Consider the following 24,685-nt stretch of genomic DNA (forward strand, 5'->3'; position numbering starts at 1 on the left):
GACGGTGCCGGGCAGGGCGGATGAAGGTGACACGCTAGGCTATGGCGACGCAGGCAGCGCCTCTCTCGGACGCCGCGACGCATGCGCGGCGCTGGATCACGGATTATTGCGCGCGCACCACCGCGGGCGACGTGCTGTGCGGCAGCGACGACGCCGCCTGGGCGGCGATGTTCGAGGAACTCGCCACCGTCGCCTCCGACGACCTCGACCACGTCCGCGAGCGCGTCCGCCGCCACGCCGCCGATATCGGCATGGGCTTCCGCATCATCGGCGAGGCGGACGAGCGACCTTGGCCCGTCTCGCCCGTGCCGCTGCTGATCGCGGCGGACGAATGGGCGCAGATCGTCCGCGGCGTCACCCAGCGCGCCGCGCTGATGGAGACGGTGATCGCCGACCTCTACGGCCCCGGCCGGCTGGTCGAGCGCGGGCTGATCCCCGCCGCTCTGGTCACCGGCAGTCCCTATTTCCTGCGGCCGATGGTCGGGCTGGAGCCACCCGGCGGCCGCCACCTCCATTTCATCGCGATCGACCTCGGCCGCGGCCCGACCGGCGAGTGGCGTGTGCTCGCCGATCACCTGCGCGCGCCCGCGGGCGCGGGATATGCGCTGGAGAACCGGCTCGCGGTCAGCCGTACGCTGGGGGGCCTGCAGGCGCGGATCAACGTCCAGCGCCACGCGCCCTTCTTCGCCGCCTTCCGCGCCGGCATCGCCGCGATGTGCCGCCGCACCGACCCGCGTATCGGCCTGCTGACGCCGGGCCGGTTCAACCCGAGCTATCCCGAACAGGCGCATCTCGCGCGCTATCTCGGGCTGCTGCTGGTCGAGGGCGCCGATCTCGCCGCGCTCGAGAACCAGCTCTACGTCCGCACCATCGCCGGCCTCAAGCGCGTCGATGCTCTGTGGCGGCGCGTCGATCCGCGCATGCTCGACCCGCTGGCGTTCGATTCGCATTCGCAGATCGGCGTGCCGGGGCTGATCGATGCCTATGCCGCGGGCAATGTCGTGCTCTCCAACGCCCCCGGCGCGGGCGTGCTCGAGGCACCGGCGTTCGGCGCCTTCCTGCCGCAGCTCGCGACGCGACTGTGCGGCGAGAGCCTGCACCTGCCCAATATCGCGACCTGGTGGTGCGGCCAGCCGTCCGAGCGTGCGCGCGTCGAGGAGGATCTCGACCGGATGCTGATCGGCTCGGCGTTCGGACCGGTGCCGCTGGGGCTCCCCGGCGGGCGTACGATGCCGGGCGCCGAACTCGACGCCGGCCAGCGTGCCGCGCTGCTCGCCGACATGGAACGCCGGCCACAGGATTATGTCGGGCAGGAGATCGTCCGCCTGTCGACGATGCCGGTGGTGATCGACGACCGATTGGTGCCGCGGCCGTTCACGCTGCGCGTCTTCGCCGCGCGCGACGGCAATGGCGAATGGACGGTGCTGCCCGGCGGCTTCGCGCGGATCGGCGAGGCGACCGACCCGCGCGCCAGCGTGCTCGGCGAGGGGACGTGGTCCGCCGACGTCTGTATCCACGGCGCCGACACGGTCGAGCCGGTGTCGCTGTTGCACGCGCCCGATTCGCATCAGGTCCGCCGCAATCCCGGCACGCTGCCGAGCCGCGTCGCCGACAATTTCTACTGGCTCGGCCGCTATCTGGAGCGCGGCGAGGCGTTGCTCGCGGCGATCCGCGTCATGCTCGGCAATTCGATCGATGCCGATGGCGGCGCAGCGCTTTCGAGCGCGACGGTCGGCAAGCTCGTCGGGCTGATCGCCGGCGGCGGCGCGGCGCCGCATCCCGCCTCGCTGCGCCGCGCCGACCTCACCGGCTTCGCCAGGACTGCGATGGAGGACGAGGGCTGGCATTCGGTCGCGACGATCAACCGGCTCGCGCGCGGCATCGGCGAAGGCTCGCGCGACCGGCTGTCGGCGGACATGGTGCGCCTGCTCGAAGCACCGTTCCCGACGCATCGCGGCATGCTCGATCGCGCCGGCTCGCTCCAGCGCCGCTATGTCGCGATCGCCGGCCTGTCGGCGGAGCATATGGGGCGCACCGCGGCGTGGCGGTTCCACGATCTCGGCCGCCGCGTCGAGCGGGCGATGGCGATGACGCGTGCGTTGCGTCTGTTCGGCATGCCGGGGGCGACCGCCGACGATCTGTCGACCCTGCTCGACCTCGCCGACAGCCAGATCAGCTATCGCCAGCGCTATCTGACGGGAATCGCGCGCGTCCCCGTCGTCGATCTCGTCGCGCTCGATCCGGGCAATCCGCGCAGCCTCGCCTATCAGGCGGAGCGGATCGGCGAGCGGCTGCGCGACCTGCCGGTGCTCAGCGACGACGGCATGCCCGAACCGCAACAGGCGCACGGCCGCAGCCTCGCCGCCGCACTGGCGATGACGACCGCGGCGACGCTCGATGCCGACGTGCTCGGCGACCTCGAACGACGGCTGGCGCAACTATCGGAAAGCGTCGCGCGCCGCTATTTCCTGCAAGGCGCCGAGCCGCTGCGCGAAGGCGGGCTGACGCTGGCATGATCCGGGCGCTCGATCATCGCGGATGGGGATCGGAACCGGTCCACTTACACTTCGTCACCCCGGGTTCCTTCGAGTGGTCCGCGGGAGTCCGCATTACCAGTGAAGCAACACAGTGCTCCTGCGAAAGCAGGAGCCTAGGGCCAAGCAGAGCAACGTATCCTTGCGCTCGGGACTCCTGGGCTCCTGCTTTCGCAGGAGCACTGGGACAGTTTTACAGAGGTTTCGAACAATTCCGCGGTGACGGGGGGTGTGGGGCGAAGGATCGCCCCAAGCCAGTCGTCACAGGCACGTATTCCGCGCACCGGACAGAAACGGCATGATCGGTGAAATGCTTTACGATATCCGCCACATCACGCGCTTCGACTATGGCGGCAACGTCAAGTTCGCGCGCTGCAACCTGCGGCTGAAGCCGATCGACTGGCCGGGGCAGAGCCTCGAGGAGTATGCGCTTACCGTCGAACCGGTCGGCCGGCTCAGCCCGGCGCGCGCCGAGGCGGGACTCGCCAACGTCACCCGGCTGGTGATCGACACGCCGGTGCGCAGCCTGACGATCGAGAGCCGCTCGCGGATGCGCGTCGACCGGCTGGTGCCGGTGGCCTCGCCCGACGACCCGACGCTGGCCGAGGTCGCGGCGCTGGCGCGCGCCAGCCGCGACCTGTCCGCGGCGAGCCCGGCCAATTACCTGTTCCCGTCGCCGCTGATCCCGCTCGATCATGCCATCGCCGCTTATTGCGCGCCCGATCTCGACCCGGCGCGCGGCGCGCTGGAGGCGGGGATCGCGCTCGCCCGGCGCATCCAGGACGATTTCACCTTCGATGCGACCGCGACTCTGGTCGACACGCCGCCGCACGAGGCGTTCCTCAAGCGCAAGGGCGTCTGCCAGGATTTCGCGCAGATCATGATCACCGGCCTGCGCGCCGCCGGCCTGCCCGCCGCTTATGCCAGCGGCTATATCCGCACCATCCCCCCCGCGGGCCAGCCGCGGCTGGTCGGCGCGGATGCGACGCACGCCTGGGTGCTGTTATGGTGCGGACCGGTGCACGGCTGGGTCGGGCTCGACCCCACCAACGGCATCTGGATGGCGGGCGATCACATCGTCATGGCGGTCGGCCGCGACTATGCCGAGATCGCGCCGGTCGACGGCGTCGTGCTCGGGTCGCAGGCGCAGAACATGGCGGTGAGCGTCGACGTCGCGCCGCTGGCCAATGCGGAGGGCTGAGGGCGCATAGGTGCGCGATGCCCGCTGCCCCGTCACCCCGGGCTCGACCCGGGGTCCCGCTTTTCGCGGTGTAGCCCGGCTTGAGTCGATACCTTCGCGGAATTCTATCAGTGCTCCCGCGCAGGCGGGAGCCCAGGAGTCGCGGACGCTATGAGATGGTATTGTGCGTGGCCCTAGGTTCCCGCCTGCGCGGGAACACTTTAGGGGGCAACGACTTTCAAAAGCGGCTCGCCCAAGTCCGGGGTGACGGCGATATCCCCGAGATCGAAAGCAGCGTCGATCGGACCCTCACAAATCCGGCAACACCTGCTCCGCCACGCCCCAGCCCGCCAGCGCCCGCGACGTCGCGCGCTGCAACAGTTCCTCGGCATCGCGCACGCCCCAGCGCGCCGCGGTGTCGATATCGCGCAGCTCGGTCCACGACACCGGCGCCGCGACCGGCGCGCCGGCCCGCGCACGCGTCGAATAGGGCATGATCGCGGTGCTGCCGCGCTGGTTGCGCAGGTAGTCGATGAAGATCTTCCCCTTGCGCTTCGCCTTGGTCATCACCGCGACGTAGCGGTCGGGCTCGGCCGCCGCCAACGCCCGCGCGAAGCGATCCGCAAAGTCCTTCACCGCCGGCCATGCCGCCTGCGGCGTCAGCGGCACGACGACGTGCACACCCTTGCCGCCCGACAATAACGGAAAGCTGACCAGCCCCAGTTCGGCGAGCTGCGCGCTGACATGCTCCGCCGCGCGCTTGGTGTCGGCGAAGTCGAGCCCCTCGTCGGGGTCGAGGTCGATCACCAGCCGGTCGGGCTTCTCCAGATCGTCGATCCGCGATCCCCAGCCGTGGAATTCGATCGTCCCCATCTGCACGCAGGCGACCAGCCCGTCGGCATCGTCGACATAGAGATAGGGCTGCACCGAGCCGTCCTTCTCCTTGACGTCGACATGATGCACCGTGTCGCCGAAGCTGCCCGCGTCATGCTTCTGGAAGAAGCATTGCTTGGCCCGCCCCTGCGGACAGCGCACCAGACTGACCGGCCGCCGCCCCGCCCAGGGCAGCATGATCGGCGAGAGGTGCGCATAATAATCGGCGAGCTCGCCCTTGGTGACGTCGCTCTCCGGAAAGATCACGCGGTCGCGGCTGCTGACCTTGATATGCACCTCGGGCGCCGCAGGTGCGGGTTCGGCGACCTCCGCCACCACGTCCGCCGCCGCCTTGTCGCCGCGCAGGCCGAGGAAGCTCGAATGACGGAGCACCTTGTCGGGCGTCACCTCGGCGAAAGCGATTTCGGCGACGAGTTCGGGCTTCACCCATCTGGCGCCGCGCAGCGCCGCCTTGAACGGCTTGAGGCTCTCCGCATCGACCGGCGGCGTCTTGACCGCAAGCCCCGCCAGCCGCTCCGCGAGGTCATCCATCATCGCCTGATCGAAGCCGGTGCCGACCTTGCCGGCATAGCGAAAGCCGCCATCCTCGTGCAGGCCGAGCAGCAGCGACTTGAAGCCGCGCTTCTTGTCCGACGGCGTCCAGCCGATGATGACGAACTCCTGCCGCCGCGTGCATTTCGCCTTGAGCCACGTCCGGTTGCGCTTGCCGGCATAAGGCGCGTCGGCGCGTTTCGAGACGACGCCCTCCAGCCCCTCCTTGCACATCGCCTCGAACAGCGCCTCGCCCGAGCCGAGCACGTGCTCGGCGAACTGGAGGCGCGGCCCGTCGGTCAGCATCGCACGCAGCCGGTCCTTGCGCTCGACGGTGGTCAGCGCCGTCAGGTCCTCGCCGTCCAGTTCGAGCAGGTCGAAGGCGAACAGCGTCATGTCGCCGCCGGCCGAAATGGCGTCCTTGAGCGTCGAGAAATCGGGCCGCCCGTCCTTGAACGCGACGATCTCGCCATCGATCAGCGCGCTGTCGACGGGCAGCGCAGCGGCCGCCTCGGCGATCGCGGCGAATTTGTCGGTCCAGTCGAGTCCGCTGCGCGTGAAGACCTTTGCCTCGCCCCCGGCGACCGCGACCAGCGCGCGATAGCCGTCATATTTCACCTCGTGCAGCCAGCCGGCGCCCGCGGGGACGGCGTCGACCAGGGTGCAAAGCTGCGGTTCGCGAAAGGCGGGCATCGCCTGCGGCTTGGCGGCGCGGCGCTTCGCAGGTTTGACGGCTTTCGCGGGTTTCGCCGCCTTGGCGGGCGCGGTCTTGCGCGCCGGCTTGCCCTCGGCGATCTCCGCCATCGTCCGGCCCGTATCGACGCTGGTCAGCGCCTCCTCGACCAGCGTGTCGGTGCCGCCGGCATAAGCGTCGTCGAGCTTGCGCAGCAGCCAGTTCTCGCGCTTTTCCTTGGCGCGCGGCTTCAGCCGGATCAGCAGCCATTCGCCCTTCATCCGCTCGCCGTCGAGCGTGAAGTGGAGATGCCCCTTGTCGATATCCTTGGCCGATTTGCCCGCCACCGGCGCCCAGGTGCCGCGATCCCACAGCATCACCGTGCCGCCGCCATATTCGCCTTTGGGGATCGTCCCCTCGAACGTCGCATAGGACAAAGGATGGTCCTCGGTGCGCACCGCCAGCCGTTTCTCGTCGGGATCGAGGCTCGGCCCGCGCGTCACCGCCCAGCTCTTGAGCACCCCGTCCACCTCAAGCCGGAAGTCCCAGTGCAGCCGCGTCGCATCATGCTTCTGCACCATGAAGCCGTTGCCATGGCCGGGTTCCAGCGTCCCCGCCGGCTCGGCAGTCTTCGCGAAGTCGCGCTTGGCGTTATAGCGTTCGAGCGGATCAGGCACGTTTCTTCGCCGGCGCCTTCTTGGCCGGTGCCTTCTTCGCGGGCGCCCCCGTCTCCGCCTTGGTCTCCGCCTTGGCCGCGCCCGATTTCTCCATCGACTTCTTGAGCGCCGCCATCAGGTCGACGACGTTGCTCGACGTCTTGCCGCCGTCGTCCTTCTCCTCGATCACCTTGGCGCCCTTCGCCTTGCGCTTGCGCTCGACGAGGTCCTTCAGCGCATCGACATAGCGGTCGTGGAATTCCTGCGGATCGAACGCCGAGGTCTTCTTGTCGATCAGCGCCTCGGCGAGGTCGAGCAATTCGGCGTCGGGCTTGCCCTCGGGGATCTCGCGGAAATAGCTCTGCGCCTTGTTGACCTCGTCGGCATAGCGCAGCGTCTCGAGCACCAGCCCGCGACCGCAGGGTTTCAGGCTGACGACATATTCGCGCCCGCGCATCGCCAACTGCCCCAGGCCCACTTTCTTGGTCCGCCGCAGCGCCTCGCGCAGCACGATGAACGCCTCTTCGGCGAGATCGTCCGCCGGCACGACGAAATAGGGTTTCTCGTAATAGAGCACGTCGATCTCGCTCGCATCGACGAACTGGGTCAGCTCCAGCGTCTTCTTCGATTCGAGCTTCACCGCGTCGATCTCGTCCTGCTCGAGCAGCACGAACTCGCCCTTCGACACCTCATAGCCCTTCATGATCTCGTCGGTGTCGACCGGGCCGACGCCGGTGACGATCTTCTCGTAATGGATCGGCTGGCCGGTCGGCTCGTGGATCTGCTTGAACGCGACCGACGCGCCGCTCTTGGTGGCGGCATAGATCTCGACCGGGATCGACACCAAAGCGAGCCGGATCTGTCCTTGCCAATAGGCGCGTGCGGGCATGATGGGGTCTTTCCGTTGCGGAAGCGATTCAATCCGCGGGCGCGGGAGTCGTTCCGCCGAGGTCAATCCCTCCCCCGGCGGGCAGGGCCATCGCATACGGGCGTTCGAGTGGGTCTATCGCTTTCCAAGCCTACCCCCGTCACCCCGGACTTGTTCCGGGGTCCACTCCGCGGCGAGGAGAGCGGTTTGATTCGAGGCCGTTTCCCTGCGGGCCGGTGGACCCCGGAACGAGTCCGGGGTGACGAATCTGATGAGGAAATCGATCAAACCTCATGACCGCAACCATAGGCGATAGCCCTTCCCCGGCGGGGGAGGAATCGATGGCTGCATTTCCCGTTGCATCAACATGCGCTAAGGGCGGCGCATGGCTGACGACCCCTTTGCGCTGTTCGAGTCCTGGTACGCCGAGGCGCGCGACAGCGAAATCAACGATTCCAACGCGATGGCCTTGGCCACCGTCGATGCGACGGGGCAGCCGTCGGTGCGCATGGTGCTGCTCAAGGGCCATGGCCCGGACGGCTTCGTCTTCTACACCAACCGCGAAGGGCGCAAGGCCGCCGATCTCGCCGCGGTGCCCAAGGCGGCGCTGCTGTTCCACTGGAAGTCGCTGCGCCGCCAGATCCGCATCGAGGGGCCGGTAAGCCTCGCCAGCGACGCCGAATCGGACGCCTATTTCGCCAGCCGCGGCCGCGATTCGCAGCTCGGCGCCTGGGCCTCCGACCAGTCGCGCCCCCTCGACTCGCGCGAGACGTTCGAGGCGCGGGTCGACGCCGCCAAGGCGCAGTTCGAAGGCCACGACGTCCCGCGCCCGCCGCATTGGGGCGGCTATTGCGTCACCCCGCACGCCATCGAATTCTGGCAGGATCGCGCGCATCGCCTGCACGAACGCCGCCTGTTCACCCGCGCCGGCGACGGCTGGACCGAAGGATTGCTGTTCCCATGACGCGCGACGAACAGCGCCGGCTTCTGCCGCTGGCGACGCGTGCCGCGCTCGCCAGCGTGGCGATGGCGTGCTTCCTGCTCGCGCTCAAGGGCTTCGCCGCCTGGCATACCGGGTCGGTGGCGATGCTCGGCAGCCTCGCCGATACCGCGCTCGACCTGCTCGCCAGTCTAGTCACGCTGTATGGCGTCCGCCTCGCCGCGACGCCGGCGGATCACGACCACCGCTTCGGCCACGGCAAGGCGGAGGCGCTCGCCGCGCTGTTCCAGGTCGCGCTGATCACCGCCTCGGCGGCGGGCATCGCGTGGCGCGCGATCACCGCATTGTCGGAAAACGGCCCGACCGCCGACGCCGAATTCGGCATCGGCGTGTCGATCGTCGCGATCGGCGCGACCATCGTGCTGCTCTGGTACCAGCGCCAGATCATCCGCCAGACCGGCTCGGTCGCGATCATGGCGGACAACGTCCATTACCAGTCCGACGTGCTGCTCAACGGTTCGGTCATCATCGCTTTGGTGCTCGATCAATATTTCGGCTGGCACAAGGCCGATCCGATCCTCGGCATCGTCATCGCCCTGTGGCTGGCCTGGGGCGCGTTCCAGGCGTCGTCCAACGCCATCGACCAGCTGATGGACAAGGAATGGCCCGACGACGAGCGCGCCGCCTTCCTCGACGTCGCCGCGCGCCAGCCGGGGCTGAAGGGCATCCACGACTTCCGCACGCGCCGCTCGGGCAGCCACGATTTCGCGCAATTCCACATGGAGGTCGACCGCGACCTCACCGTCGGCGCGGCGCATGACATCGTCGAATCGGTCGAGCGCAACCTCCGCCGCACCTTCCCCAAGGTCGAGGTGCTGATCCACCTCGATCCCGAGGGGCATGTCGACACCGACAATCCGCTGGTCGAGGCGGACGTCACCCCCCATTGGTTCGGGAAACGCCTGTGAGAATACCGTTCGCGCAGATCGACGCCTTCGCCGACGCGCCGTTCGGCGGCAATCCCGCCGCGGTGATGCCGCTGTCGCAATGGCTCGCCGACGACGTGCTGCAGGCGATCGCGGCGGAGAACAATCTGTCGGAAACCGCCTTCCTGATCCCCGATGCGAGCGGCGAGGCGGATTTCGAGCTGCGCTGGTTCACGCCGGGGCATGAGGTGCGATTGTGCGGTCATGCCACGCTCGCGAGCGGCCATTTCGTGCTGTCGTCGGACACCGACCGCACGCAGGTCCGCTTCCGCACCCGCCGGGCGGGCGTGCTGACCGTCATGCGGGAAGGCGCGGGCTATACGCTGGCGCTGCCGGCGTGGAAGCCCGAACCCCGGCCGCTGCCCGAGGTCGTCGCGGCGCTGGGCGTCACCGATGTGGTCGAGACCTTGTGGCGCGAGGGGGGGTACGGCGTGATCGTGCTGGAGTCGGAAGCCGCCGTCCGTGCCGTCCGCCCCGACCTGCGCGCCCTGGCGGCGACCGGCGACCATCAGGCGATCGTCACCGCGCGCGGCGAGACCGCCGCGGTGGTCAGCCGCATGTTCGCGCCCGGCGCGGGCGTCGACGAGGACCCGGTGACGGGCTCGGCGCATGCGGTGATCGTGCCCTATTGGGCGGAAAAGCTCGGCACCGACCGGTTCGGCGCCTATCAGGCGAGCGCGCGCGGCGGCGCTTTGTCCTGCCGGCTGGAGGGCGACCGCGTGGTGCTCGGCGGCGCCTGCGTGACGGTGATCGAGGGAACGTTCCTGCTGCCGTGACGGTGCTGCCGCGGCATCGCCCCGCTTTGTCATCCCCGCGAAGGCGGGGATCCAGACGCGCAGGTCCCCGACTGAGCCGGAACGTCAGCGTCTATGGATCCCCGCCTCCGCGGGGATGACAGACATGGGGTGGACGCGTAGGCCCGCACCGGTGGGTCTGCTGATCGTGCGGCGAGTTCGTCGCCGCCGGCATCTGTCACCACCCCTCCTGTCGTCATCCCGGCGAACGCCGGGACCCATGGATACGATGACGTAGGCGGTAGTGTTCCCCGCCAGCCGCCCGCAACCATGGGTCCCGGCGTTCGCCGGGATGACGATCGGGCGCGCGCGCGTGAGGTGAGGCGACGGTTGCCCCTCCACCCCTCGCGCGCTACCGCCCCCGGCGCTTGGTCATCGGATCGGGCTTGACCGGCTTCACCCAGCCTTCGGGCGGCACCACCCGCGACTGGCTCGTGCCGAGCCCCATCGCGCCCGGCCGCTGCCGCTCCAGCCCGGCAGGATCGACATCCTCGCCACCGGCGCGCAGCAGGCTGATCCGGTCGCGCAGCCGCCCCGCCGTCTCGAAGTCGAGCGCCGCCGCGGCCGCCTCCATCTCCAGCCGCAGCGCCTCGATCGAGACGGTCACGCCGCCGCCGCCGCCGCCAGCGCCGGTTCGGTCGCCGCGATCCAGCCGCCGCCGAGCACGCGCTCGCCCGCATAGAGCACCGCCGCCTGGCCCGGCGCGACGCCATATTCGGGCGCGGCGAAGCGCAGCCGGTCGCCGTCGAGCCGCGCCGGCACCGGCTTGGCCATCGAGCGCACCTTGGCGGTGATCGCGCCGTCATGGTCGCCGCCGATCCAGTTGAGCCCCGTCACCTGCGCCGCCGCCACCGCCAGCGCGGCGCGCGGGCCGACCACCACCTGCCGCGTCGCCGCATCGACGCGCACGACGTAGAGCGGCTCGGGTGTGCCGCCGATCTCGAGCCCGCGGCGCTGGCCGACGGTGAAATGGATGATGCCGCGATGGCTGCCCAGCCGCCGGCCGACGAGGTCGACGATGTCGCCTGCGGTATCCGCCTCGGGGCGCAGCTTGCGCACCAGCCCGGCGTAATCGCCGTCGGGGACGAAGCAGATGTCCTGGCTGTCGGGCTTGGCGGCGACGCCGAGACCGAGTTCGGCGGCGATCTCGCGCACCCGCGCCTTGGGCAGCGCGCCGAGCGGGAAGCGCAGATAGTCGAGCTGCGCCTGCGTCGTCGCGAACAGGAAATAGCTCTGGTCGCGCGCCGGATCGGCACCGCGATGCAGCTCCGCCCCCGCCGGACCGACGACGCGGCGGACATAATGGCCGGTCGCGAGACAATCGGCCCCGAGGTCGCGCGACAGGCTCAGCAGGTCGGTGAATTTCGGCCCGGTGTTGCACTGGACGCAGGGGATCGGCGTCTGCCCCGCCAGATAGGCGTCGGCGAAGGTGTCGACCACCGTTTCGCGGAACCGCGTCTCGTGGTCGAAGACGTAATGCGCGATGCCGAGCCGGTCGCACACCGCGCGCGCGTCGCGGATGTCGCGCCCGGCGCAGCAGCTGCCGGCACGGCCCGTCGCCTCGCCATGGTCGTACAGCTGCAGCGTGACGCCGATCGTCTCGGCGCCGGTCTGTGCCGCCAGCGCCGCGACCACCGAACTGTCGACCCCGCCCGACATCGCCACGACGATCCGCTTGCCGGTAAGCGCGTCGCCGAGCTGGAAATCCACATCGTCCATCCGGCCATCATACCCGGTCCGGCGGCGAACCGCAAAACAGCTACGGTTAACATCGGCTCACATAGGTTCGCACAAAAGTGACGGCGGCTTTACCCCGCCTTCATTGCTCGCCGCTACAAGGGAGGTTCGAACAGGCAACACGAGTGGATCAGCGTTGGACCTCAGCTTTCCAGGCTTCGACAGAAATACGGAGGTCACCAAGCTTCCGGGCGATCTGGCGGTGCTCATGGTCGGGATCGCCGCACGGCAGACGGCGTCGCCGACCGCCGTCGCGCAGGCGCGCTTCGGCCGGATCGGTCATCCCTCGCGTTTGCTGCAGCCGCTCGACGGCGCCTTCAACGGTCCGACCGCGGCGCTGCTTGCCCAATGGAGGGACGGAATTCCGCGCCCGGAAGAATGAAACTGCCGTTAACCTTGGCGTGCAAGGCGATCTTCAAGACCGTTCGCTAAGGTTCAGTATCGCGTTTGAGAGGGGGCCCCCAGCCCCGATCGAGGTTGAGTGATGATCGAGAACCAGAAAATCCGTCCTGCCAAAGTGATAGGCCCGCTCGGCGAGTCGCTCACGCTGGATTCGCTGCCGCCGCCGTCGACGACGCGCTGGGTGGTGCGGCGCAAGGCGGAAGTGGTCGCGGCGGTCAACGGCGGTCTGCTGACCGTCGACGAGGTCTGCGCGCGCTACGGTCTGACGGTCGAGGAATTCGCCAGCTGGCAGCGCGCGATCGACCGCTCCGGCATGCCCGGACTGCGCGTCACCCGCATCCAGCACTATAAATCGCTATACGAGCGCCAGCAGAAATATTGAGCGATCCGACGCCCCTGGCGCCCTAAAAACGAAACGCGTGCGGAACATTGTTACGGGGTTGAGAGTCTTTCCGAGCGGAGCCCACGGCGGGCACAACGGAGGGACCTATGGGTATCATTCTTTGGCTTATCATCGGCGGTGTCATCGGCTGGCTGGCCAGCATCATCATGCGCACCGATGCCCAGCAGGGCATCTTCCTGAACATCGTCGTCGGCATCGTCGGCGCGTTCATCGGTGGCCTGATCCTGTCGGGCGGTTCGATCAACAATCAGCCGCTCAACATCACTTCGTTTCTGGTATCGCTGCTCGGTGCGGTGATCCTGCTTGCGATCGTGAACCTCGTGCGTCGCGGTAGCGTCCGCTAAGACGTTCGCTTCGTCACGCGAAACGAAAGGGCCGTCCGGGCGACCGGGCGGCCCTTTTCGCGTCATTGCAGCAGGAAGCGCACCGACAAGGTGACGGTCACGTCCTTCTCGCCCGGCGCGATCTCGGTCGATGCGGCATCCGCCTTCATCGCGCGCGCCATGAACATCGGTTGCGGCCCCGGTCCGCCGGCATCCTGCCCCGCCTCGGCGATCGAGATCACCCGCGCCACCTTCATCCCCGCCGCCGCCGCATACAGATCGGCCCGCGCGCGCGCCCGCTTGACCGCATCGGTCCGCGCCTCGTCCAGCGCCGTCTCGGGCTGGTCGATCGACAGGTTGGGGCCGTCGATCTGGTTCGCGCCCTGCGCCACCAGCGCATCGAGCACGCTGCCCGCCTTGCTCACGTCGCGGAAGCGGACGCTGACCGTGTTGGTCGCCTGATAGCCGGTGATCGCGGGCGGCTGGCCGTCGGTATAGCGATATTGCGGGCTCAGTCCGACGTTCGACGTGGCGAGGTCGCGCGGCGCGATGCCGGCGCGCTTCAGCGCCGCGAGCACGCGCTGCATCCGCTGCGCATTGTCGGCGAGCGCGGCGGCGGCCGTCGGTGCCTGCGACACCACGCCGGCACGGATCGTCGCCAGATCGGGCACCCGCGTCGTGCGTCCCTCCGCGCTGACGTCGAGGATCGTCCCCTGCGCCGGCACCAGCGGCTCGACGCTGGTCGCGGCGCTCTGCGCCAGCGCCGCCGTCGGGACCATCATTAGCGCCATTGCTGACAGATATTTCACTTAGTCTCTCCCGTGTTGGTGAACGCCAGGCCGAGCATTTGCCCTGATCGAGGTCAACCCTAGCTGAACGGGCGATCGTGTTGCGGACACTGTGCATTTCGGGCATGGCAGCGCCATCGCGCCAGCGGGGGCTTGAGCGCGGTGATTTATTCAGATAACACAGTCGCGACGGACGATGGCCCGGCAGTGGCCGGCACGGGGATGGGACAGGCATGAACGACTATCAGGGTTCGATCGGTCACGAGGAACGGCTGGCTCTGCCGGGTGAATCCGCACCGTCGGGCCGCCGCCGCAAGATCGTCGTCGTCGCCGTCATCGTGCTGCTGCTCGCCATCGTCACCTGGGCGATGTTCGGCCGCAAGAAGGCCGATCCCGCCGCCGGCCAGAAGACCGAGCAGATGCCGACCGTCACCGTCGTCGTCCCCGGCCGCAAGACCGTCGACCGCACGCTCACCGCCACCGGCACGCTCGCCGCGCGCCGCGAGATGCCGGTCGGCGTCGCCGGCGAGGGCGGGATGATCACCCGCGTCCTCGTCGAGCCCGGCCAGTGGGTCAATGCGGGGCAGGTGCTCGCCACCGTCGACCGCTCGGTGCAGACGCAGACCGCCGCCTCGCTCGCCGCGCAGGTCGCGGTCGCGCGCTCCGACCAGACGATCGCGCAGGCCGAGCTCGACCGCGCCCAGCAGCTCGTCGACCGCGGTTTCATCTCCAAGGCCGATCTGCAGCGCAAGGCCGCGACCCGCGACGCCGCCGCCGCGCGCGTCCAGGTCGCCGCCGCCAGCCTGCGCGAGGCCAATGCCCGCAACGGCCGCCTCGACATCCGCGCGCCCGAAGCCGGCCTCGTCCTCACCCGCGGCGTCGAGCCCGGCCAGATCGTCAGCTCGGGCAGCGGCGTGCTGTTCCGCATGGCGCAGGGCGGCCAGATCGAGATGCGCGCGCAGCTCGCCGAGGCCGATCTCGCCAGCCTGCACGCCGGCGCGCGGGCGCAGGTGACGCCGGTCGGCAGCGACCGGACCTTCGCCGGCGAGGTGTGGCAGGTCTCGCCGATCATCGATGCGAACACGCGGCAGGGCATCGCGCGGATCGCGCTGCGCTACGATCCGGCATTGCGCCCGGGCGGCTTCGCCTCGGCGACGATCGTCGGCGGCGCCGCGGTCGCGCCCTTGCTCCCCGATGCGGCGTTGCAGAGCGACGACAAGGGCAGTTTCGTGTATATCGTCGGCAAGGACGACAAGGTCGAGCGCCGCAACATCAAGATCGGCCAGGTCTCCGACGCCGGCGTGACCGTGGTGGCGGGCCTCGACGGCAGCGAACGCGTCGTCCGCTCGGCGGGCGGGTTCCTGGCCCCCGGCCAGAAGGTGAAACCGGTCGTCGCGACCGCCCAGCCAAAGGCGAGCTGACATGAGCTTCCGCAACATCTCCGCCTGGGCGATCCGCAACCCGGTCCCGCCGATCGTGCTGTTCCTCGCACTGACGCTGGCGGGGATCGTCAGCTTCATGCGGATGGACGTCAACAACGACCCCGACATCGACTTCCCGGTCGTCATCGTCGTCATCAGCCAGCCCGGCGCCGCGCCGACCGAGCTGGAGAATCAGGTCACCAACCGCGTCGAATCGGCGGTCCGCTCGCTCCAGGGCATCGACGAGATCACCTCGACCGTCACCGAGGGCCAGTCGACCACCGTCGTCCAGCTCGCGATCGGCACGCCGATCGACCGCGCGGTCAACGACACGCGCGACAAGATCGCGCAGATCCGCAGCAATCTGCCCGAGGGCATCCTCGAACCGCAGATCTTCCGCGCCGACACCACCGACAACGACCTCGCCAGTTACTCGGCGATCGCCAGCGACATGACCGTCGAGCAATTGAGCTGGTACATCGACAATACGGTGACCAAGGAGCTGCTGTCGGTGCCCGGCATGGCCGCGGTCAATCGCAACGGCGGCGTCAGCCGCGAGATCCGCGTCATCCTCGATCCGCTGCGTCTGCAGAGCCAGGGCCTCACCGCCAGCCAGGTCAACGCGCAGCTGCGCCAGATCAACCTCAACGCCGCCGGCGGCCGTGCCGAGATCGCGGGCTCCGAACAATCGGTGCGCGTGCTCGGCAACGCCCGCAACGCCAACGACCTCGCGCAGACGCAGATCAACGTCGGCAACGGCCGCACCATCCGCTTGGGCGACATCGCCACCGTCCGCGATCTCTATGCGGAACAGCGCAGCCGCGCCGCGGTCGACGGCCGACAGGCGATCAGCTTCGACTTCCAGCGCGCCAAGGGCGCCTCCGACGTCACCGTCTTCAACGAGGCGGTGAAGAAGCTCGCCGACCTCGAGAAGCGCAACCCCAACGTCCATTTCATCCTGCGCTCGAACAGCGTCAAATACACCGAGGCGCAATACGAATCCGCGATCCATGCGATGATCGAGGGCGCGGTGCTCGCGGTGCTCGTCGTGCTGCTGTTCCTGCGCGACTGGCGCGCGACGATGATCTCGGCGCTGGCGATCCCGCTGTCGGCGATCCCGACCTTCTGGTTCATGGAGCTGCTCGGCTTCAACCTCAACCAGATGACGTTGCTCGGTCTCAGCCTCGTCGCCGGCGTGCTCGTCGATGACGCGATCGTCGAGATCGAGAATATCGTCCGCCACATGCGGATGGGCAAATCCGCCTATCAGGCGTCGATCGACGCCGCCGACGAGATCGGCCTCGCGGTGCTCGCCACCACCATGTCGATCGTCGCGGTGTTCATGCCGGTCAGCCTGATGCCCGGCATCTCGGGCCAGTATTTCCAGAATTTCGGCCTTACCGTCGTCGTCTCGGTGCTGATGAGCCTCGCCGTCGCGCGTCTCATCACGCCGATGATCGCCGCCTATTTCCTCAAGAGCTTCGGTCACGCCAGCCATGGCGAGGGCAGGCTGATGGACGTCTATATGGCGGTGCTGCGCTGGACGCTCGACAGCAGCCGGCAAAAGGCGAGCGCGGCGCGCGGCGGCGTCCACCGCTTCACCAGCCGCTGGCGCGATCACCGCATGTGGGTGATGGGCTTCGGGTTCCTCACCTTCATCGCGACGATCCTGATGTTCGGCGCGGTCCCGATGCAATTCTCGCCCGCCGAGAACAGCGACAATTCGACCGCGACGATCGAGATGGTGCCGGGCGCGACGCTGGCCCAGACCGACGAGGTCGTGACGCGGGTCGGCGAGCTGCTGCGGCGCCAGCCCGAGGTCGCCTCGGTCTATACCCGCACCGGCTCGAACGGCGCGGTCAACACCGGCCGCGTCACCGCGACGCTCAAGGAAGACCGCACCGTCACCAGCACCGAATTCGAGCGCAACCTCGCGCCCGAACTCGCCAAGATCGCCGATGCGCGCGTCGGCTTCCGCTCGCAGTTCGGCTGGGGCTCGTCGGGCCGCGACATGACCGTCGTGCTCGGCGGCGACGATCCCGTGCTGTTGCAGAAGACCGCGAACACGCTGGTCGACCAGATGGCGACGCTGCCGACGCTCACCCAGCCGCGCATTTCGGGCAACCTCCAGCGGCCTGAGATCGTCATCAAGCCGCGCTTCGACCTCGCCGCCAATCTCGGCGTGACGACGCAGGCGCTGTCCAGCGCGATCCGCATCGCGACGCTCGGCGACATCGACCAGAATTCGGCGCGCTTCTCGCTGTCGGACCGGCAGGTGCCGATCCGCGTCGCGCTCGATCAGGGCGCGCGCACCGAATTGTCGACGATCCAGAACCTGCCCGTCTCCACCGCGAGCGGCGGGTCGGTGCCGCTGTCGCTGATCGCCGACATCAGCCTGGGCTCCGGCCCGACGCAGATCGACCGCGTCAACCAGCAGCGCCGCATCGCCGTCGGCGCCGATCTCGCCCCCGGCATCGTCTCCGGCACCGCGCAGAAGCAGATCGACAATCTGCCGATCATGAAGAACCTGCCGCTGGGCGTGAACAAGCTGACGCTCGGCCAGGCCAAGTGGCAGCAGGAGATGCTCAACAATTTCGTCGTCGCGGTGATCGCGGGCACCTTCCTCGTCTTCGCGGTGCTGGTGCTGCTCTACCGCCGCGCGCTGCCGCCGTTCGTCAACATGGCCTCGCTGCTGCTCGCGCCGCTGGGCGGGCTGATCGCCTTGTGGGCGACGGGCAATCCGCTGTCGCTGCCGGTGTTCATCGGGCTGCTGATGCTGCTCGGCATCGTCGCCAAGAATTCGATCCTGCTGATCGACTTCGCGCTGGAGGAGATGAACAAGGGCGTCGACACGCTCACCGCGATCATCGACGCCGGCCACAAGCGCGCGCAGCCGATCGTGATGACGACGGTCGCGATGGTCGCCGGCATGGTGCCGACCGCCGCGTCGATCGGCAGCGACGGGTCGTGGCGCGCACCGATGGGCATCGTCGTGATCGGCGGCCTGCTGCTCTCGACGCTGCTGACGCTGGTGATCGTGCCGGCAGCCTTCAGCCTCGCGGTCGGCATCGAACGCTACATCGGCCCCCGCCTCGGCAGCCGCCTGCTCACCTACCGTCCCGGCGACGACGGCAGCACCGTGGTCGGCATCGCCGGCCCCGACCAGCCGAGCATCGCCCCGGTCCCGGGCCGCATCGGCCGCGACGATCCGGGCGCGCAGCCGGCGGAATAAGGGGGGGCGAGGCGGAACGACGCGTCCGCCACCCTACCGTCATCCCCGCGCAGGTGGGGATCCAGACGCGCAGGTCGGGCTTGGGCCGCAACCTCAGCGTATATGGATCCCCGCCTGCGCGGGGAGGACATAGGAACAAGCGGTATCGACCGACGCCGCGCCATCCCAATCGCCCCATCCACTTGAACTTCCCCCGCGCTCGGGGATTGTTTCGCATATGACAGCCTTCCCCCGCGCCAGCACCACCGAGGCGGCACCGCCCGCGCTGGTCCGGATGCGGCGTATCGCCGTCGGCCTTCTCGTCGCGATGGCGGCGCTGTTCCTCGTCAGCCGCCAGCTCGCCCCGACGCACCCCGGCTGGGGGTTCGCGCAGGCGTTCGGCGAGGCGGCGATGGTCGGCGGGCTCGCCGACTGGTTCGCCGTCACCGCCTTGTTCCGCCACCCGCTCGGCCTGCCGATCCCGCACACCGCGATCATCCCGCGCAACAAGGACCGGATCGGCGACACGCTCGCCGCATTCCTGCGCACCAATTTCCTCCAGCCCGCGGTGATCGGCCGGCGCATGCGCCGCGTCGACGTCGCCACCGCAATCGCGCGCTGGCTCACCGATCCGCCCGAGGGGGCAGGGGGCCGTTTCCGCCAGGGCGCGTCGAAGCTCGTCGCGCAGGTGCTCGAAGGCCTCGATCCGCAGCGGCTCGGCGGCATGGTCAAGGCCGGCATCGCCGCCCGGCTGCGCGAGACGGAGGTCGCGCCGATCCTCGGCCGGGTGATGCAGGCCGCGCTCGCCGAACAGCGCCACGCGCCGCTGCTCGACGGCGCGATCCGCTGGGGAGCGAAGGCGCTCGCCGCCAACGAGCATCTCATCCGCCAGATGGTCCACGACCGCGCCGGATCGATCCTGCGCTGGACCGGGCTCGACGAGAGGGTGGCGGACAAGCTCATCGCCGGGCTCGACAAACTGGTCGCCGACATGGCCGACGATCCGCAGCATCCGCTGCGCCTCAAGGCGGAGGAGGGGCTCGACCGACTCGCCTGGGACCTGCAATTCGATCCCGCCACCCGCGCCCGCGTCGAGGCGATGAAGGTCGAACTGATCGCCAATCCGGCGATGCAGCGCTGGCTCGACGGGCTCTGGGAGTCGGCACGCGCGGGCCTGCTTCGCATCGCGCGCGATCCCGAGGGGGCGATGCAGGGCCAGCTCGGCGACATGCTGCGCCAGCTCGGCCAGACGCTGACGCAGGACCCGCGGCTGTCGCATACGATCAACCGCTTCGTCCGCCGCGCCGTGGTCGGCATCGCCGCGGATTATGGCGACGGCATCGTCCGTTTGGTCTCGGAGACGGTGCGCGGCTGGGATGCCGATACGATCACCAGCCGGCTGGAGAATGCGGTCGGTCGCGACCTGCAATATATCCGCATCAACGGCACGCTGGTCGGCGGTCTGGTCGGCCTCGCCATCCATGCCGTCGACGTGCTGTTGTGAACCCGCGCTGTCCGGTCAACCCAACCGTCCCGTATGATAAACGCCTTGCCGTGGATCGGAACTTGCCGCACAAGCGCAAGCGATGAGCGCCACAGCCGAATTCGAGCAGGACAGCGGCGGAACCCTTCGCTTTTCCGGTGATCTGCTGTTGCGGACGCTCGGCACGCTGCCCGACCGGCTCGACGCGATCAGCGGCCCGGTCGAGCGGATCGATCTCAGCGGCATCGGCCGGATCGACACCGTCGGCGCCTGGGTCGTCCATCGCCTCGCGACCCGCCACGAGGCGGCGATCGAGGGGCTCGACGAGGACGGCCGCTATCTGCTCGATTCGGTGGTCGCCGCCGACCGGCCGGTGGCGCTGGCCCCGCACGCGCGCAACGCCTTCAGCAAGATGCTCGGCGAGATCGGCGATGCGGTCATCATCACGCTGCGTACGCTGTACGGCCTGCTCGGCTTCATGGGCGCGACGACGATCGCCTTCGTCAACGTCGTGCGTCATCCCAGCCGTTTCCGCTTCAACGCCACGGTGCACCGGTTCGAGGTGGTCGGCGTCCAGGCGCTCGCCATCGTCGGTCTGATGAGCTTCCTGATCGGCATCGTCATCGCCCAGCAGGGCGCGGTCCAGCTCCGCCAATTTGGGGCAGAAGTATTTACCATTAATCTGGTCGGCCGGCTCACTTTGCGTGAACTTGGTGTACTTATGACCGCGATCATGGTCGCCGGCCGCTCCGGCTCGGCCTTCGCCGCGCAGCTCGGCACGATGAAGCTGACCGAGGAGATCGACGCGATGCGCACCATCGGCGTCTCGCCGATGGAGGCGCTGGTGCTGCCGCGGACGATCGCGGCGGTGCTGCTGATGCCGCTGCTCGGCTTCTATTCCTCGCTGATCGCGATCATCGGCGGCGGCCTGCTCGCTTGGGTGTCGCTCGACATCCCGCCGGTCACCTTCATCCAGCGCATCCGCGAGGTCGTGCCGATCACCGACCTCTACATCGGTCTCATCAAGGCGCCGGTGTTCGGTGCGATCATCGCCATCGCCGGTTGTTTCCAGGGCATGCTGGTCGAATCGGACGCCGAACAGGTCGGCCTGCGCACCACCTCGGCGGTGGTGCAGGCGATCTTCCTCGTCATCGTGCTCGACGCCTTCTTCGCGGTGTTTTTCACCTGGGTGGGGTGGAACTGATGGCGCAGCGCGAGCCGCAGGACGACGCACCGATCATCCAGGTGCGCGGCCTCAAGAACGCCTTCGGCGACGCGGTCGTCCACGACAATCTCGACCTCGACGTGCGTCGCGGCGAGATCCTCGGCGTGGTCGGCGGCTCGGGCACCGGCAAGTCGGTGCTGATGCGCTCGATCATCGGGCTGCAGACGCCGGTCGAGGGCGACATCACCGTCTTCGGCGAACCGACGATCGGCCGCGAGGAGACCGAGGCGACCGACATCCGCAAGCGCTGGGGCGTGCTGTTCCAGGGCGGCGCATTGTTCTCGACGCTGACCGTCGCCGAGAACGTGCAGGTGCCGCTGCGCGAGTTCTACGGCGACCTCAACCCCGCGCTGATGGCGGAGATCGCCGCCTACAAGGTGGTGATGACCGGCCTGTCGCCCGACGCCGGCCCCAAATACCCCGCCGAACTGTCGGGCGGCATGAAGAAGCGTGCCGGCCTCGCCCGCGCGCTCGCGCTCGATCCCGAATTGCTGTTCCTCGACGAGCCGACCGCGGGGCTCGACCCGATCGGCGCGGCGGCGTTCGACGGCCTCACCAAATCGTTGCAGAAGACGCTGGGGCTCACCGTCTTCCTGATCACCCATGATCTCGACACGCTCTATGCGATCTGCGACCGCGTCGCGGTGCTCGCCGACAAGAAGGTGATCGCGGTCGGCACGATCGACGAACTGCTCGCGCTCGACCATCCGTGGATCGAGGAATATTTCAAGGGTCCGCGCGGCCGCGCCGCGATCGCGACCCAGGAAGCGCATGCCGACGCGTCACAGCATCCGACCGAAGTGAAGACGCAGCAGATCGCGGCAAGTCCGGCCGCCGCCACCGAACCGGCCGAACCGGCCCGACCCCCTGTAGGGACCGACTGATGGAAACCCGTTCCAACCATGTGATCGTCGGCGCGGTGGTGCTGATCCTGCTCGCCGCGCTCGCGATCTTCACGATCTGGATCGCCCGGCTCGGCGGTGCCACCGAGCGCGAATACGACATCTTCTTCAAACAGTCGGTCGACGGTCTGGCGAAGGGATCGACGGTCACCTATTCCGGCGTTCCCACCGGCCAGGTCAAGACGATCGCGCTGTGGAAGCCCGATCCGCAGTTCGTCCGCGTCCGCGTCACCGTCAACGAGGAGACGCCGATCCTGCTCGGCACCACCGCGACGATCCAGGGCAGCTTCACCGGCACCAGTACCGTCGCGCTCGACGGCGCCCGCAAGGGCGCGCCACCGATCGTCTGCCCCGAGCGTGCCGATGCGACGCAATGCCCCTATGGCGTGCCGGTCATCCCGACCAAGCAGGGCGGCATCGGCGCGATTCTCAATTCGGCGCCGCAGCTGCTCGAGCGGCTGTCGACGCTGACCGAGCGGCTGACCGGGCTGCTGACTGACCGCAACCAGGCGTCGATCGCCGGCATCCTCGAGAATACGAACCGTCTGTCGGGCGCGCTCGCCGATCGCGGGCCGGAGATCGCGGCGACGCTGGCGCAGACGCGCATCGCGATCCAGCAGGCGGGCGACGCCTCGCAGCAGATCGGCAAGCTCGCCGAGACGACCAACGGCCTGCTCGCCGAGGACGTCAAGCCGACGATGCAGAACCTCAACAAGGCGATCGCCTCGGCGCAGCAGAGCGCCGAGACGCTCAACTCGGCGATCCAGGACGCGCGGCCGGGCCTCCAGACCTTCTCCAAGCAGACGATACCGGAGGCGAACCGGCTGGTCCGCGACCTGCGCGTCACCGCGACGGCGCTGTCGTCGATCGCCGACAAGGTCGATCAGGGCGGCGCCAGTTCGCTGATCGGCCAGCAGAAGCTCCCCGATTACAAGGGCAAGTGAGATCATGAAGACCAAGCTTCTCCTCCTCGCCGCGGCGCTGCCGCTCGCCGGCTGCATCAGCTTCGGCGCCAAGCCGCCGCCCTCGCTGCTGACGCTCGACGCGACCTCGGCGCCCGCGGTCGGTGCCGACCAGAATTCGGCGAAGACGCGCTCGATCACCATCCAGGTACCGTCGACGCCGACCGCGATCGCCGGCGGACGGGTGCCGGTGCAGGCGACGCCGACGACGATCGCCTACGTCAAGGACGCGTTATGGGCCGAGCCGCCGGCACGGCTGTTCGCGCGGCTGCTGTCCGATACGGTGTCGGCGCGCAGCAACATGGTGGTGCTCTCGACCGTCCAGTCGATCGCCGACCCGAGCGCGACGCTCGCCGGTGAATTGCGCCGCTTCGGCCTCGACGCGACGACGCGCGAGGCGGTGGTGACCTATGATGCGTCGCTGACCCGTGCCGGCAAGGAGACGGTCGAGAAGCGCCGGTTCGAGGCACGCGTCCCGGTGACCGCGATCGACGCGGCGAGCGCCGGCCCGGCGATCAGCCAGGCGGCCAACCAGGTCGCGGTCGAGGTCGCCGCCTGGGTCGCCGCGAGCTGATCGGCTAGCGCGGCGTGCGCCGGACCGTCGGCAGCACGTCGCACACCGCCGCGCCGCCCAGCCCGACCGTCGGCGCGTCGGGGGTCTCGCGCTTGGCCACCGCGGCGGCGAACCGTGGATTGTCGGCGCTGCGATACTGGAAATGCGGCCGGTCGCCCGCGGGCATGTCGCTGGCCAATCGCACCGAGACGATCGGCAGCCGCTCCGCCGCGCTCGCATAGACGCCCATCGCCGCATCGCTGCGCGGCAGGCCCGACAGATACCCCATCCCCTCGACGATCCGCCCGACGACGGTATAGTTGCGATCGAGCCGCCGCGCCGACTGGCCGATCGGCGTGAACAGTTCGGCGCCCGAGCCGGTGCTCGGCAAGGCGTCGCGCGCGACGCCGACCATGCCGTAGCAATGCGTCAGCCACGCCTGCCGCCCGTTGGTCGCGACCGGCCAGCCGTCCGCGGTGATGCCGCTCGCGGTCGAATAGCTGTCCGCCTTCGTCATCCGTACCGCGGGCCGGAAGGCGGCGATCTCGAACTCGGCGGCGGGATGATCGGTGATGCCGGCGGGCAGCGGCTTCTTCTCGGTGGCGTCGCCCCATTGCGCCACCCAATTCTCCTGCACCCGATAGACGCTGGCATCGTCCCACCAGCGCGCCCGGGCGAGCGTGCGGATGTTGGCGACGTGCGCGGGGGCGAAGCCCGGCGCGAGCCGGATGACGACCTGCTTGCCGGTGGCGAGCGTCATCACCAGCAATTCGTCGTCGGGCACCGCGTGCCAGTCGGCCTCGACCGGGTTGGCGGGGGAGGCGGCGGGGGCGGCCTGGGGCGGCGGCGCGGCGGCGAGAAGGAGCAGGCTCAGCATGGCCGCGAGACTGGCCCAGGCGCGCCGATCACGCAATCACTTGCAGCCCGGATGCGGACCGGCTACGCGCGCCTTTCCAGGACATGCGGAGCGGTGGCCGAGTGGTCGAAGGCGCTCGCCTGGAAAGTGAGTATACGTCAAAAGCGTATCGAGGGTTCGAATCCCTCCCGCTCCGCCACTTCAGTACCTGACCGGGCACGCCGATCGGCACAGATTTCTCCCCCTGCGCCGTTACGAGCGTCCTGAGTAGGTCGCTTTGCTCCCATGATGCCGGCCTCGTCGTCGCTGACCTTGATGCGCTAGGCGAGCGCGCGCCGATGATCGAAAGGCTCGCCGAGCGGT

21 protein-coding genes and 1 tRNA gene are annotated in these 24,685 nt (G+C 68.9%); 16 read left to right on the plus strand and 6 right to left on the minus strand.

The genetic code is table 11. The features are described from left to right. The first annotated feature begins 41 nt into the window (after positions 1-41). Positions 42-2,516 carry a circularly permuted type 2 ATP-grasp protein gene (locus MC45_RS16315; RefSeq protein ID WP_038665443.1) on the plus strand — a complete coding sequence of 825 codons (2,475 nt, stop codon included), beginning with the start codon at positions 42-44 and terminating at the stop codon, positions 2,514-2,516. Between the two features lie 328 nt (positions 2,517-2,844). After that, positions 2,845-3,735, plus strand: coding sequence for a transglutaminase family protein (locus tag MC45_RS16320; RefSeq protein ID WP_038667706.1), 891 nt, complete (start codon positions 2,845-2,847; stop codon positions 3,733-3,735). A 288-nt stretch (positions 3,736-4,023) separates the two neighbouring features. Here the strand turns inward: MC45_RS16320 and ligD are convergent, their stop codons facing one another. Both ligD and ku read right to left on the minus strand, forming a co-directional pair. After that, positions 4,024-6,489, minus strand: a complete 2,466-nt coding sequence (ligD, locus tag MC45_RS16325; protein WP_038665445.1) for a DNA ligase D — start codon at positions 6,487-6,489, stop codon at positions 4,024-4,026. Continuing rightward, the gene (gene ku / locus MC45_RS16330) at positions 6,482-7,357 is read right to left on the minus strand and encodes a non-homologous end joining protein Ku (protein WP_038665448.1); all 876 of its coding nucleotides are present in this window, start codon (positions 7,355-7,357) and stop codon (positions 6,482-6,484) included. The genes ligD and ku overlap by 8 nt, the downstream gene beginning before the upstream one ends. 364 nt (positions 7,358-7,721) lie before the next feature. Between ku and pdxH the strand changes: the two genes are divergently transcribed. From pdxH to MC45_RS16345, 3 genes are read left to right on the plus strand one after another with little or no spacing between them, the layout of a single operon-like run. Next, positions 7,722-8,300 (plus strand): pyridoxamine 5'-phosphate oxidase, encoded by a 579-nt coding sequence (gene pdxH, locus MC45_RS16335; protein ID WP_038665449.1) that lies wholly within the window; start codon positions 7,722-7,724, stop codon positions 8,298-8,300. Beyond that, positions 8,297-9,244 (plus strand): cation diffusion facilitator family transporter, encoded by a 948-nt coding sequence (locus MC45_RS16340; protein ID WP_038665451.1) that lies wholly within the window; start codon positions 8,297-8,299, stop codon positions 9,242-9,244. Before pdxH ends, MC45_RS16340 begins: the two co-directional genes overlap by 4 nt. After that, positions 9,241-10,038, plus strand: coding sequence for a PhzF family phenazine biosynthesis protein (locus MC45_RS16345; protein WP_038665454.1), 798 nt, complete (start codon positions 9,241-9,243; stop codon positions 10,036-10,038). Before MC45_RS16340 ends, MC45_RS16345 begins: the two co-directional genes overlap by 4 nt. A gap of 370 nt (positions 10,039-10,408) precedes the next feature. On the opposite strand, the gene MC45_RS16350 is transcribed toward MC45_RS16345, so the two are convergent. Next, positions 10,409-10,663, minus strand: coding sequence for a UvrB/UvrC motif-containing protein (locus MC45_RS16350; protein ID WP_081974480.1), 255 nt, complete (start codon positions 10,661-10,663; stop codon positions 10,409-10,411). Then, positions 10,660-11,775, minus strand: a complete 1,116-nt coding sequence (gene mnmA, locus MC45_RS16355) for a tRNA 2-thiouridine(34) synthase MnmA (RefSeq protein ID WP_038665456.1) — start codon at positions 11,773-11,775, stop codon at positions 10,660-10,662. Before mnmA ends, MC45_RS16350 begins: the two co-directional genes overlap by 4 nt. Before the next feature lie 154 nt (positions 11,776-11,929). On the opposite strand from mnmA, the gene MC45_RS16360 reads away from it, so the two are divergent. The 3 genes from MC45_RS16360 (at position 11,930) to MC45_RS16370 (ending at position 12,942) form a co-directional block, all read left to right on the plus strand. Further along, a complete protein-coding gene (locus MC45_RS16360) occupies positions 11,930-12,175 on the plus strand; it encodes a hypothetical protein (RefSeq protein WP_038665457.1) in 246 nt (81 codons plus the stop codon). A 102-nt stretch (positions 12,176-12,277) separates the two neighbouring features. After that, a complete protein-coding gene (gene sciP, locus MC45_RS16365; protein ID WP_037531838.1) occupies positions 12,278-12,577 on the plus strand; it encodes a CtrA inhibitor SciP in 300 nt (99 codons plus the stop codon). 107 nt (positions 12,578-12,684) lie between these two features. Next, complete coding sequence (locus MC45_RS16370; RefSeq protein ID WP_038665458.1) at positions 12,685-12,942, plus strand: GlsB/YeaQ/YmgE family stress response membrane protein; 258 nt, start codon at positions 12,685-12,687, stop codon at positions 12,940-12,942. 62 nt (positions 12,943-13,004) lie between these two features. Here the strand turns inward: MC45_RS16370 and MC45_RS16375 are convergent, their stop codons facing one another. Further along, entirely contained in the window at positions 13,005-13,712 is a 708-nt protein-coding gene (locus MC45_RS16375) for an SIMPL domain-containing protein (protein ID WP_245640751.1), read from the minus strand. 230 nt (positions 13,713-13,942) lie between these two features. Between MC45_RS16375 and MC45_RS16380 the strand changes: the two genes are divergently transcribed. The 7 genes from MC45_RS16380 to MC45_RS16410 all read left to right on the plus strand — a co-directional run bounded on the left by MC45_RS16380 (position 13,943) and on the right by MC45_RS16410 (position 23,487). Then, positions 13,943-15,130, plus strand: coding sequence for an efflux RND transporter periplasmic adaptor subunit (locus tag MC45_RS16380; protein WP_038665461.1), 1,188 nt, complete (start codon positions 13,943-13,945; stop codon positions 15,128-15,130). Position 15,131: 1 nt separating this feature from the next. Further along, on the plus strand, positions 15,132-18,362 hold the full coding sequence (locus MC45_RS16385; RefSeq protein WP_038665462.1) for an efflux RND transporter permease subunit: 3,231 nt from the start codon (positions 15,132-15,134) through the stop codon (positions 18,360-18,362). A gap of 217 nt (positions 18,363-18,579) precedes the next feature. Further along, entirely contained in the window at positions 18,580-19,845 is a 1,266-nt protein-coding gene (locus MC45_RS16390) for a DUF445 domain-containing protein (protein ID WP_245640752.1), read from the plus strand. 82 nt (positions 19,846-19,927) lie between these two features. Further along, a complete protein-coding gene (locus MC45_RS16395) occupies positions 19,928-21,028 on the plus strand; it encodes an ABC transporter permease (protein ID WP_038665466.1) in 1,101 nt (366 codons plus the stop codon). Further along, entirely contained in the window at positions 21,028-21,933 is a 906-nt protein-coding gene (locus MC45_RS16400) for an ABC transporter ATP-binding protein (RefSeq protein ID WP_038665469.1), read from the plus strand. Before MC45_RS16395 ends, MC45_RS16400 begins: the two co-directional genes overlap by 1 nt. Continuing rightward, complete coding sequence (locus MC45_RS16405) at positions 21,933-22,895, plus strand: MlaD family protein (protein ID WP_038665471.1); 963 nt, start codon at positions 21,933-21,935, stop codon at positions 22,893-22,895. The genes MC45_RS16400 and MC45_RS16405 overlap by 1 nt, the downstream gene beginning before the upstream one ends. 4 nt (positions 22,896-22,899) lie before the next feature. Next, complete coding sequence (locus MC45_RS16410; protein WP_038665473.1) at positions 22,900-23,487, plus strand: ABC-type transport auxiliary lipoprotein family protein; 588 nt, start codon at positions 22,900-22,902, stop codon at positions 23,485-23,487. A gap of 4 nt (positions 23,488-23,491) precedes the next feature. Here the strand turns inward: MC45_RS16410 and MC45_RS16415 are convergent, their stop codons facing one another. Continuing rightward, positions 23,492-24,343, minus strand: a complete 852-nt coding sequence (locus MC45_RS16415; RefSeq protein WP_038665476.1) for a peptidylprolyl isomerase — start codon at positions 24,341-24,343, stop codon at positions 23,492-23,494. A gap of 87 nt (positions 24,344-24,430) precedes the next feature. Here MC45_RS16415 and MC45_RS16420 point away from each other — a divergent pair. After that, positions 24,431-24,521: transfer RNA gene (locus tag MC45_RS16420), tRNA-Ser, on the plus strand. The last annotated feature ends 164 nt before the right edge of the window (positions 24,522-24,685 follow it).

This window comes from Sphingomonas taxi, assembly GCF_000764535.1.
In the GTDB taxonomy this organism is placed as follows: domain Bacteria; phylum Pseudomonadota; class Alphaproteobacteria; order Sphingomonadales; family Sphingomonadaceae; genus Sphingomonas; species Sphingomonas taxi.

What these genes read in the sequence shown, in the direction of transcription:
- MC45_RS16315 (WP_038665443.1), top strand. Translation starts at nt 42, where the DNA reads ATGGCGACGCAGGCAGCGCCTCTCTCGGACGCCGCGACGCATGCGCGG.
- MC45_RS16320 (WP_038667706.1), top strand. Translation starts at nt 2,845, where the DNA reads ATGCTTTACGATATCCGCCACATCACGCGCTTCGACTATGGCGGCAAC.
- ku (WP_038665448.1), bottom strand. Translation starts at nt 7,357, where the DNA reads ATGCCCGCACGCGCCTATTGGCAAGGACAGATCCGGCTCGCTTTGGTG.
- pdxH (WP_038665449.1), top strand. Translation starts at nt 7,722, where the DNA reads ATGGCTGACGACCCCTTTGCGCTGTTCGAGTCCTGGTACGCCGAGGCG.
- MC45_RS16340 (WP_038665451.1), top strand. Translation starts at nt 8,297, where the DNA reads ATGACGCGCGACGAACAGCGCCGGCTTCTGCCGCTGGCGACGCGTGCC.
- mnmA (WP_038665456.1), bottom strand. Translation starts at nt 11,775, where the DNA reads ATGGACGATGTGGATTTCCAGCTCGGCGACGCGCTTACCGGCAAGCGG.
- sciP (WP_037531838.1), top strand. Translation starts at nt 12,278, where the DNA reads ATGATCGAGAACCAGAAAATCCGTCCTGCCAAAGTGATAGGCCCGCTC.
- MC45_RS16370 (WP_038665458.1), top strand. Translation starts at nt 12,685, where the DNA reads ATGGGTATCATTCTTTGGCTTATCATCGGCGGTGTCATCGGCTGGCTG.
- MC45_RS16375 (WP_245640751.1), bottom strand. Translation starts at nt 13,712, where the DNA reads ATGGCGCTAATGATGGTCCCGACGGCGGCGCTGGCGCAGAGCGCCGCG.
- MC45_RS16380 (WP_038665461.1), top strand. Translation starts at nt 13,943, where the DNA reads ATGAACGACTATCAGGGTTCGATCGGTCACGAGGAACGGCTGGCTCTG.
- MC45_RS16385 (WP_038665462.1), top strand. Translation starts at nt 15,132, where the DNA reads ATGAGCTTCCGCAACATCTCCGCCTGGGCGATCCGCAACCCGGTCCCG.
- MC45_RS16390 (WP_245640752.1), top strand. Translation starts at nt 18,580, where the DNA reads ATGACAGCCTTCCCCCGCGCCAGCACCACCGAGGCGGCACCGCCCGCG.
- MC45_RS16395 (WP_038665466.1), top strand. Translation starts at nt 19,928, where the DNA reads ATGAGCGCCACAGCCGAATTCGAGCAGGACAGCGGCGGAACCCTTCGC.
- MC45_RS16400 (WP_038665469.1), top strand. Translation starts at nt 21,028, where the DNA reads ATGGCGCAGCGCGAGCCGCAGGACGACGCACCGATCATCCAGGTGCGC.
- MC45_RS16405 (WP_038665471.1), top strand. Translation starts at nt 21,933, where the DNA reads ATGGAAACCCGTTCCAACCATGTGATCGTCGGCGCGGTGGTGCTGATC.
- MC45_RS16410 (WP_038665473.1), top strand. Translation starts at nt 22,900, where the DNA reads ATGAAGACCAAGCTTCTCCTCCTCGCCGCGGCGCTGCCGCTCGCCGGC.
- MC45_RS16415 (WP_038665476.1), bottom strand. Translation starts at nt 24,343, where the DNA reads ATGCTGAGCCTGCTCCTTCTCGCCGCCGCGCCGCCGCCCCAGGCCGCC.